This is a genomic window from Lutibacter sp. (genome assembly GCF_041596795.1).
Lineage (GTDB): Bacteria > Bacteroidota > Bacteroidia > Flavobacteriales > Flavobacteriaceae > Lutibacter.
Genome location: NZ_JBFHHX010000109.1, coordinates 1 through 10,934 on the forward strand (window position 1 = coordinate 1; position 10,934 = coordinate 10,934).

Genomic DNA, 10,934 nt, shown 5'->3' on the forward strand with positions numbered 1-10,934 from the left:
GCTAAAAAAGTATTAAATAATTTATACGGAGAGCAATTAGCAAAAGTTGAAATTGGATCTATAGAGAAAAATATACAAGATCAACAATCAAAAGAAAAAGTTTCGGTTTTAGAATTGTTAAAACCTTCTTTGCGCTTTATTTTAATTGTAGGTTTAGTGTTAGGAGTATTGCAACAAATTACGGGTATTAACGCTGTTTATTTTTATGCAACTTCCATATTTAAACAAACAGGAATTGGTACAGATGCTGCTTTTGCATCAGGTATTTTATTGAGTTTAACAACAGTGTTTTTTACAATTATTGCAATATTTTTAATAGATAAAATGGGAAGAAGACCATTGCTATTAGTTGGTATTGCAGGTATTGCAGTAAGTTTATTAGTTTGTGCGTATGGTTTTAATCAGGCAACATATAAACTTACATCAGAAAAAATAGCTCAATTTGATACTGTTGAAATTGGCCAACTAGAACCTTTTGTAGATAAAGTTTATACTAATGATGTTGATTTTAAAAATGATATGAAATCAGCTTTAGGAAACCAAGTATATGCAAAAAATGAAGGAGCTATTTTAGAAGCTGCTATTACCATGAACGCTACCTTAGTTTTATTAGGAATTTTAGGTTTTATAGCGTGTTTTGCTTTTTCATTAGGACCAGTTATGTGGGTAATGTTATCAGAATTATTTCCAAATAAATATAGAGGATTGGCAATTGGTGTTATTGGGTTTGTAAACTCATTTATCAGTTGGGTAGTGCAACAAATTTTCCCTTGGGAGTTATCAAATTTAGGAAACGCAATGAGTTTTTTAATATTTGGAGTAATTGCCGTATTTGGGTTCTTTATTTTATTAAAAATATTGCCAGAAACCAAAGGAAAATCGTTAGAGCAAATTGAGTTTGATTTAGTAAAAAATTAGAAATAATGATGAATTTAAAGAACATAGTAATCAAAATTATTGTTTGTAGTGCTTTAGTAGTAGGATGTACAGGAAAGCCACAAACAAAAGAAGAAGTGACTAAAACTGCAACTGCAATAAATAAACCAGCCAAAGTTGAATTAAAAAACAATAATGGGCAATTTCAGTTATATGTAAATAATGAGCCGTTTTATATTAAAGGAGCTGGATTAGAGTTTGGAAATATTGCATCGGTTGCAAAACATAATGGAAATTCTTTTAGAACTTGGAGAACGGACAATGGCGAACAAAGCGCAAAAGAAGTTTTAGATGAAGCTTTAAAATACGGCTTAATGGTTACTATGGGAATTGAAGTTGCTAGAGAACGCCACGGATTTGATTATAATGATGAGGTTGCTGTAAAGGAACAATTAGAGAGAATTAAAAAGGAAGTTATTGCATTAAAAGATCATCCAGCTTTGTTAATATGGGCAATTGGAAACGAATTAAATTTAAGAGCCACAAATCCTAAAGTTTGGGATGCGGTAAATGATATATCAAAAATGATTCATGAAGTTGATCCAAATCATTTAACAACATCAACCCTTGCAGGTATTTCGCAACAAGATGTTAATTATATTAAAGAACGTAGTTCAGATTTAGATATACTTTCTGTTCAGTTGTACGGTAAAATAAATGAGTTGCCACAAATGATTAAAGATTATGGTTGGGAAGGACCATATATGGTTACAGAATGGGGAGCAACTGGTCATTGGGAAGTTCCAAAAACATCTTGGAATGCTCCAATTGAAGAAAATAGTACCGTAAAAGCTTCAAACTATTTAAAAAGATATGAGATAGCTATAAAAGCAGATTCTTTACAATGTATTGGATCTTATGTGTTTTTATGGGGACAAAAACAAGAACGTACCCCAACGTGGTATGGTACTTTTTTAGAAGATGGAAGTGAAACAGAATCGGTTGATGTAATGCATTATGTTTGGAACAATAACACGTGGCCAGAAAATAGATCTCCACAAATTGTATCGTTTCAAATGAACAACAAAACAGCATACGAGAATGTTACGGTAAAAGCCAATGAAAAATGTACAGTAACTATTAAAATTCAAGACCCTGAAAATGATACTTTAAATTATAATTGGGAAATTTTAAAAGAAAGTACAGATTTACAAGATGGTGGAGATTTTGAGAAAAGACCAGACGCAGTTACTTTAGATATAATAAGTAATACCAACGGAAATTTAGTGTTTAAAGCGCCAACAGAAAAAGGAGTTTATAGATTGTTTGCGTATGTAAAAGATGGTAAAAACCATACGGCAACAGCAAATATTCCTTTTAAAGTGAATTAAACAAGAACAAATTAAAAAATTTAAGACTTTTAAAAGAGTCTCTATATTAAAATTATAAAAACAAGTAAAAATTTTTTCGATGTATATAGGTGAAAATAAAGCTTCTTATGAAGTGAACGACGTAAAAGGAGATTTGGTAACTATTGGAAATGAAAGTTATTATAAAATTGCGAATGTAAATGAAATGAGACCTTTTTTTATGAGTATTGTAAGTAATTCTAACCATTGGATGTTTATATCAAGCAATGGAGGATTAAGTGCAGGAAGAAAAAATAGTAATTATGCATTGTTTCCATATTATACTGATGATAAAATTACGGAATCAGCAGAAATTACGGGTAGTAAAACTAGCGTTCAAATTCACGTAGATGGTAAAACTTATTTATGGGAACCGTTTTCAAATAAATATGAAGGTGTTTATAAAATAAGTAGAAATTTGTACAAAAATAGCTACGGAAACAAAGTAATTTTTGAAGAAATTAATCACGATTTAGGTGTTACGTTTAAATATGAATGGAACTCAAGTAGTGAGTACGGATTTGTAAAAAAATCTACCATAGTAAATAACACCAATAAAATTTTAAAAGTTACTGTGTTAGATGGAATTCAGAATATTTTACCTTACGGCGTTCCTTCCGATTTACAAAACGCAAGTAGCAATCTTGTTGATGCATATAAAAAATGTGAATTAGAAACAGAAGCAGGATTAGGTATTTATGCATTAAGCGCTATAATTGTTGATAAGGCTGAACCAAGTGAAGCTTTAAAAGCAAACATTGTTTGGTCTGTTGGAGTTGAAAATCCAACATATTTATTGTCATCTACTCAATTAGCAAATTTTAGAAAAGGAAAAGACATTGTTCAAGAAGTTGACGTAAAAGCCGAAAAAGGAGCTTATTTTACGTGTTCAGAAATTACTTTAAATGCAAATTCCGAAAAAAATTGGATGCTTATTGCTAATGTAAATCAAACAATTGTTGATGTACAAAAAATTAAGGAAACTATTAAAAATGAACAAAATTTAGCAGCCTTAATTCAAGCTAGTATAGAAGACGGAACCACTAAGTTAATTCAACTTTCTGGCGCATCAGATGGAATACAGCTGTCTAATGATAGTTTAATTAACTCACGTCATTTCTCCAACACACTTTTTAACATTATGCGTGGTGGTATTTTCGATTTTAATTATCAAATTGAAAAAGCAGATTTTATAAAATATATTGCAAATGCTAATAAAAAAGTGTTCAAAAAGAAAGAAGATGATTTGGCAAATCTTCCTGAAATATTTTCATTAGAATACTTAAAAGAATTAGCAAATAACCAAACAGATAAAAACTACAAAAGACTTTGTTTTGAGTATATGCCATTAAAATTTAGTAGAAGACACGGAGATCCAAGTAGACCTTGGAACAAGTTTTCTATTAACACAACAAGTGAAGTTGATGGTTCAAAAATATTAGATTATGAAGGAAACTGGCGCGATATTTTCCAAAACTGGGAAGCCTTAGCACATTCATATCCTGCGTTTATAGAAAGTATGATTCATAAGTTTTTAAACGCAACAACTTTTGAAGGTTATAACCCTTACCGCGTTACAAAAGATGGTTTTGACTGGGAAACTGTAGAACCAGATAATCCTTGGTCGTATATTGGTTATTGGGGAGATCATCAAATTATCTATTTATTAAAGTTTTTAGAGTTTATAGAAAACCATTACCCAACTAAATTAGCAAGTTATTTTAGTCAAGAAATTTTTGTGTATGCCAATGTTCCATATAAAATTAAAAAGTATGAGGATATTTTAAAAAACCCAAAAGACACTATTGAATTTGATGTTGAGTTAGATGAATATATTAACGAAAAGAAAATTCAGTTAGGAGCAGATGGTGCTTTGTTGCGCGATGAAAATTATTTTATTTATAAGGTAAATCTTATAGAAAAATTATTGGTAACTGTGTTGGCAAAAGTTTCAAACTTTATTCCTGAAGGTGGTATTTGGATGAATACACAACGTCCAGAATGGAACGATGCAAACAATGCATTGGTAGGAAATGGAGTTTCTATGGTAACCCTATATTACTTAAGAAGATTTTTAAATTTCTTAGAAGAAACAGTTTCAAAATCAGATTTAGAAACCGTTGAAATTTCTATTGAATTGGCAACATTCTTTAATGAAGTTGTAGAGACTTTATCATCTAACAAAAAAATATTAGCAGGAAAAGTTTCTGATAAAGATAGAAAAACCGTTTTAGATGGACTTGGAATTGCAGCAAGTAATTACAGAACAAGTGTATACGAAGGTGGTTTCTCTAGTGATAAAGACACAATTTCAAAAGCAGATTTATTAAACTTTACAAAAGTTACGCTTCAATATTTAGATCATTCAATTGATGCTAATAAAAGAGCAGATAATTTATACCACGCGTATAATTTAATGACCGTAGAAAGCAACGAAGAGGTTTCAATTTCGTATTTGCCAGAAATGTTAGAAGGTCAGGTTGCGGTGTTAAGTTCTGGATATCTTTGTTCAAAAAGTAGCTTAGATGTATTAAATGGTTTAAAAGCAAGCGCGTTGTTTAGACCAGATCAATACAGTTATATTTTATATCCAAATAAAGAATTACCAAGATTTAGCGATAAAAATAATATTGCCAAAACCGATGTTCAAAATTCATCTTTATTAAAACAATTAACAAAAGATGGAAATACACAAATTGTACAGGTAGATTGTTTAGGAAATTATCATTTTAATGGAAATTTTAACAATGCAAATAGTTTACAGCAAGCGTTAAATGAACTTCCAGAAGTATACCAAGAGTTAATAGAAAAAGATACCAAACTGGTACATGGTGTATTTGAAAAAATATTTAACCATAAAGCATTTACAGGAAGATCGGGAACATTTTTCGGGTATGAAGGTCTTGGATCAATTTACTGGCATATGGTTTCAAAATTGTTATTAGCAGTGCAAGAAAACTGTTTAAAAGCAATTGAAAATAATGAAAGCGATGTGTTAATAGGTAAAATGCTCGATCATTATTTTGAAATATACGAAGGTATTGGTGTGCATAAATCGCCAAAATTATATGGCGCTTTCCCAACAGATCCATATTCTCATACACCTGGAGGAAAAGGTGCACAACAACCTGGAATGACTGGACAAGTTAAGGAAGATGTGTTAAGCAGATTTGGTGAATTGGGAGTTTTTGTAAAACAAGGAACTATTCATTTTAGTCCAAGATTACTAAAAGATTCAGAATTTTTAAAACAAGCAAAAACGTTCAGTTATTTCAATATTCAGCAAGAACCAAAAGAAATTCCATTAAATGCTAATTCGCTTTGTTTTACGTATTGTCAAATTCCGGTAAGTTATACAATAGCACCAAAAAATGGAATTGATGTACTATTTAAAGATGGTTCTAAAGTTCATTTTGAAGCGTTAAAACTAGATTTAGAATGTAGCACTCAAATTTTTAATAGAACCGGTAATGTTGAAAAGATAGAAGTATCATTTCAAAAAGAATCAATTTTAAATTCATAATAATTTTAAATTAAACTAAGTGTTAATAATGATAAAGAATATTAAAATATTGGTAATACTTACTGTAATTTTAACTTCTTGTTCAAATATTGCAGATTCTCAAGTTGTTAAAACTATTGATAATCAATTATTTGTAAATAAGTCGCCATATTTTATTAAAGGTATTTGTTATCATCCTGTTCCTGTAGGAAGTAACCAAAGAAGCTTTTCTAACTTAACCAATGATTTGGCTCTAATGGTAGAAGCAGGAATTAATACAATAAGAGTTTATGAACCCATTGATAATATAGAAGTTTTAGATGAAATTAATAATGCTGGAATTAAAGTTATTATTGGTTTTGGATACAACCAAAATGGAAATTTCGACATATTATCTGGGTCGTTTATTAATTATATAGAGAAATATAAAAATCATAAAGCAATTCTTTTTTGGGAATTAGGGAATGAATATAATTATCATCCAGAATGGTTTGAAAATGATATTAATAATTGGTACACTGCTCTTAATAATGCCGCTGATAGTATTCATAAAATAGATGAAAATCATCCGGTTGCAACGGCTCATGGAGAATTACCAAACGCTCAATCTTTATCAATGTGTAAAAATATTGATATCTGGGGAATGAATGTATACCGATGGGATAATCCAACAAGTTTATTTGAAGAATGGGAGAAGGTAAGTAAAAAGCCTATGTACCTTTCTGAAGCTGGTGCGGATAGTTATATGACCATTTCAAAAGATGGTTTTGAGCAAGGAGATAATCAAGTTGCCCAAGCAATCGCTACTAAAAACATTTTAGAATCCGTTTTTAATGCCAAAGAAAAAACTTTAGGAGTAACCTTGTTTTCATTTACCGATGGTTGGTGGAAAGCAGGAGAAAATGATATTCAAAACCCTGGAGGTTGGGCGCCAAATAGCAGCGGAGTGCCATACGATGGAACACCAAATGAAGAATATTGGGGAATTGTTGATATGACAAGGAATAAGAAAAAAGCATTTGATATTGTAAAGCAAATGTATACAAACAATAAAACTAATTAGTTAAAAATATGAAAACAATAAACTATTGTATTAGTGCAATTTTATTTTTTAGTATGGTAAGCTGTACAGAAAAACCAGCACAATTATCTGTAGAAGTATATGAAACTTCAGTTAGCGGAAATAAACTTACTAAAGTAACAGAATTTACAACAGGTGATAAAGTAGCTTCAATAAAAATTTTACCTGAAGAAAAATTTCAAAAAATAACTGGGTTTGGAGGAGCTTTTACAGAGTCTTCAGCTTATTTATTAAATAAGTTAAGTGCAGAAAATCGTAAAAAAATAATAGATGCCTATTTTAGCCAAGATGGTGCAAATTATTCATTAACCAGAACTCATATGAATTCTTGCGATTTTTCAGTAAGTAATTATTCATATACGCCTGTAGAAGGTGATAAAGAACTTGAACATTTTACTATTCAGGAAGATAAAGACGATTTAATTCCATTTATAAAAGATGCAATGGCAGCTTCAAAAGATGGTTTCAAAATTTTTGGATCGCCTTGGTCTGCAGCTCCTTGGATGAAAGACAATAACCATTGGGTTGGTGGTAAATTATTACCTGAATATTATGATACTTGGGCATTGTTTTTTTCAAAATATGTAGATGCTTATAAAGCAGAAGGAATTGATATTTGGGGTTTCACAGTAGAAAATGAACCTCTTGGAAATGGTAACAACTGGGAAAGTATGCATTTTTCACCAGATGAAATGACCAACTTTGTTCAAAATTATTTAGGACCAAAATTAGAAGCAGACGGTAAAGGAGATCTTAAAATTTTAGGATACGATCAAAATCGCGAACACCTAAAAGAATGGGTAGATTCTATGTATAAAGATGAAGCTACTTCAAAATATTTTGCAGGAACAGCAATACATTGGTACGCTAGTACTTATGAAGTATATCCAGAAGAATTACAATATGCACACAATAAAGCTCCAGAAAAATTACTAATACAATCAGAAGCTTGTGTAGATTCTGAAATACCAGTTTGGCAAGATGATGCTTGGTATTGGGCAAAAGAAGCAACAGATTGGGGATATGATTGGGCACCTGAAAAAGACAAATATTTGCACCCAAAATACTCACCTGTAACAAGATATGCCGCAGACATAATTGGTTGTTTAAACAATTGGGTTGATGGTTGGGTAGACTGGAATATGGTATTAGATAAACAAGGAGGACCAAACTGGTTTAAAAACTGGTGTATAGCTCCTGTAATTGTAGATCCAGAAAAAGATGAAGTGTATTTTACACCGTTATATTATACAATGGCACACTTTAGTAAATTTATTAGACCAGAAGCAGTAAGAATTGGTTTTGAAAATACCGATAAAGATTTACAAGTTACCGCAGCTCAAAACCCTGATGGATCAATAGCTGTAATTGCTTTTAATGAAAGTGATGAAGTAAAAACCATTGAATTAACATTGAACAACAAAACAACTAACTTAACCATAAGTGCAAAAGCTATTCAAACAATAGTTATTGCAAATTAATATTAAAATTTATGTCTGCAATTGTAAATAAAGTTCCATTCGGTCAAAAGGTAGCTTTTGGTTTAGGAATGCTTGCCAATCAAATGTTTCCTGCTGCCTTGGGTATTTTTATGGTGGTATTAGTGCAAGATCTAGGATTTCCCGGATGGATGTGGGGAGTAATTTATTTTTTACCTAGAATATTTGATGCCTTTACAGACCCAATTATGGGCTTTATTTCAGATAACACAAAATCACGTTGGGGGCGTCGTAGGCAATATGTATTCTTAGGATCCATTATTATGGGTATTTCATTTGTAATAATGTGGCAACTTTATAGAGTAAATGGAATAGATTATAATTTCACATATTTTTTACTTTGGTCCTTTGTTTTTTATTTGGGACTTACCATTTTTAGTGTGCCTTATGTAGCTATGGGTTACGAAATGAGTAACGATTTTCATGAACGTACTAGCATTATGGCGGTAGCGCAATGGATTGGGCAATGGGCTTGGGTTATTGCACCATGGTTCTGGGTAATTATGTACGACCAAAGTTTATTTGAATCTGCAGATGTTGCTACAAGAACACTGGCGGTTTGGGTAGGAATTGTTTGTATGATTTTTGCTATGGTACCTGCTATTTTTATTAAAAGTAAATCCACTTTAAACGAAAAATATTCACCACTTAGTTTAAAAACTATTGGTGGTAGTTTAGCTGAAATACTATTAGGTTTTAAAGAAGCCTTTGTTATTAAACCTTTTAGACAACTATGTATAGCCACTTTTTTAGTATATAATGCGTTTAATACTATTGCAGCATTTTCCTTTTTTATAATTGTTTACCATCTTTTTGATGGCGATGCAGGAGCAGCAGGTGTTTGGACCACACTTTTTGGTAGTCTTGGTGCCTTAGGAACAACATTTATGGTTATTCCAATTGTTACACGCCTATCTAGAATGGTTGGGAAAAAGAAGGCCTTTTTAATTTCTCAGGGTATTTCTATTTTGGGTTATATTATGTTATGGTTTTTATTTATTCCTGGCAAACCCTATATGTATATTTTTGCCTTGCCATTTTTCTCTTTTGGTATAGGAAGTTTGTTTGTTTTAATGATGTCTATGACAGCAGATGTAATAGACCTAGATGAACTTAATACCGGAAAACGAAGAGAAGGAACTTTTGGAGCCATCTATTGGTGGATGGTTAAATTTGGTTTTGCAATAGCCGGTGGATTAAGTGGGGTAATTATGAGTTCTGTTGGATTTGATTCAGGTGCTGCTACACAACCTGAAGGTGCAATTGTTGGATTGAGAGTTGCGTTTTCTGGACTTCCTATTTTAGGAACATTAATAGCAATGTATGTTATGAGAGATTATGATGTAACAGAGCAAAAATCACACGAAATTAGAGAGGAATTAGAGAGACGAAAAGAAGTTCCAAAGCCTTCTGGATATTCAAACATGAAGTTGCTTTCAAACCTTACTATTGAGGATCTTTCGGAAAATGAACTAACCAAAAAATACCCACATTTTTTTACAACTAAAGTTGATTTTACTACTTTATCAAATAATGAGTTACAAACAGAGTTTACCAAAGTTTTTGAAAAAGGAATGCCAGGTATTTGTTTTAGCGCGTATGAATCTGGACAAGAGCCTGGTGATAAAATTACTGAAGAACAAATTAGAAAACGTTTAGAAGTTATTAAACCTTATAGTAAGTGGGTACGTGTATTTTCTTGTACAAATGGTCATGAAAAAATTCCAAAAATTGCAAAAGAAATGGGATTTAAAACAATGGTTGGAGCTTGGATAAATAATGATTTGAAAGCTAATAATGTTGAAATTCAAGCTTTAATAAAACTTATTCAAAATAATTTAGTAGATGTTGCTGCAGTTGGAAACGAAGTACTTTACAGAAAAGAATTGAATGAGAATGCAATTATAAATTACATTAAGCAAGTTAAAAAGGAATCAAATAATACGCCAGTTGGTTATGTAGATGCTTATTTCGAATTTTTTAATAGGCCTCAATTAACTGAGGAATGTGATGTGATTTTAATAAACTGTTATCCTTTTTGGGAAGGTGCAGATATAAAAATGGCAGGATTCCATCTTCAAGAAATGTATCATAAAACATTGGAAGTAGCTAACGGTAAAAAAGTAATTATTACTGAAACTGGTTGGCCAAGTAAAGGAGAGGTAATTGGAGCGGCAATTCCATCAAAAGAAAATGTAATGCAATATTATATTAAAGCTCAATTATGGGCAGAAAAGGAAAATATTGATTTGTTTTATTTCTCTTCATTTGATGAATCTTGGAAAATTCATTTTGAAGGTTGGGCAGGAACTTCTTGGGGATTATGGGATACTAAAGAAGCCTTAAAGTACTAATATTTAATTATAAAAAAGTTTAGATAAATAAATTATGAAAAGTTTAATTCAAAAAGCAGCGTTTGTATTTATGTCAATTTTAATGTTTAGTTGTGCATCACCAGAGAAAAAGAAAGAAATTTCGGCAAAAGATATTTTGGGAAATCCAGAATATTTGGCAATGTCTTATGGTGGATATCGTCAAAACACCCGCAATATTCAGCCAACAATAGC

6 protein-coding genes are annotated in these 10,934 nt (G+C 31.2%); all 6 read left to right on the top strand.

Annotated features, from left to right (window positions below):
- Nucleotides 1–918: MFS transporter (locus ABY298_RS11905; protein ID WP_372746281.1), on the top strand; the 918-nt coding region annotated here is incomplete at its 5' end.
- Nucleotides 919–923: 5 nt separating this feature from the next.
- Complete coding sequence (locus ABY298_RS11910; RefSeq protein ID WP_372746282.1) at nucleotides 924–2,267, top strand: glycoside hydrolase family 2 TIM barrel-domain containing protein; 1,344 nt, start codon at nucleotides 924–926, stop codon at nucleotides 2,265–2,267.
- A 79-nt stretch (nucleotides 2,268–2,346) separates the two neighbouring features.
- Nucleotides 2,347–5,808 (top strand): hypothetical protein, encoded by a 3,462-nt coding sequence (locus tag ABY298_RS11915; protein WP_372746283.1) that lies wholly within the window; start codon nucleotides 2,347–2,349, stop codon nucleotides 5,806–5,808.
- A gap of 28 nt (nucleotides 5,809–5,836) precedes the next feature.
- Nucleotides 5,837–6,850, top strand: coding sequence for a glycoside hydrolase family 2 TIM barrel-domain containing protein (locus ABY298_RS11920; protein WP_372746284.1), 1,014 nt, complete (start codon nucleotides 5,837–5,839; stop codon nucleotides 6,848–6,850).
- A 53-nt stretch (nucleotides 6,851–6,903) separates the two neighbouring features.
- Nucleotides 6,904–8,349 carry a glycoside hydrolase family 30 beta sandwich domain-containing protein gene (locus tag ABY298_RS11925; RefSeq protein WP_372746286.1) on the top strand — a complete coding sequence of 482 codons (1,446 nt, stop codon included), beginning with the start codon at nucleotides 6,904–6,906 and terminating at the stop codon, nucleotides 8,347–8,349.
- Nucleotides 8,350–8,360: 11 nt separating this feature from the next.
- Nucleotides 8,361–10,721 (top strand): MFS transporter, encoded by a 2,361-nt coding sequence (locus ABY298_RS11930; protein WP_372746285.1) that lies wholly within the window; start codon nucleotides 8,361–8,363, stop codon nucleotides 10,719–10,721.
- Nucleotides 10,722–10,934 lie beyond the last annotated feature (213 nt).

Coding starts and splice junctions, on each gene's coding strand:
- ABY298_RS11915 (WP_372746283.1), top strand. CDS start 2,347: ATGTATATAGGTGAAAATAAAGCTTCTTATGAAGTGAACGACGTAAAA.
- ABY298_RS11930 (WP_372746285.1), top strand. CDS start 8,361: ATGTCTGCAATTGTAAATAAAGTTCCATTCGGTCAAAAGGTAGCTTTT.
- ABY298_RS11925 (WP_372746286.1), top strand. CDS start 6,904: ATGGTAAGCTGTACAGAAAAACCAGCACAATTATCTGTAGAAGTATAT.
- ABY298_RS11920 (WP_372746284.1), top strand. CDS start 5,837: ATGATAAAGAATATTAAAATATTGGTAATACTTACTGTAATTTTAACT.
- ABY298_RS11910 (WP_372746282.1), top strand. CDS start 924: ATGATGAATTTAAAGAACATAGTAATCAAAATTATTGTTTGTAGTGCT.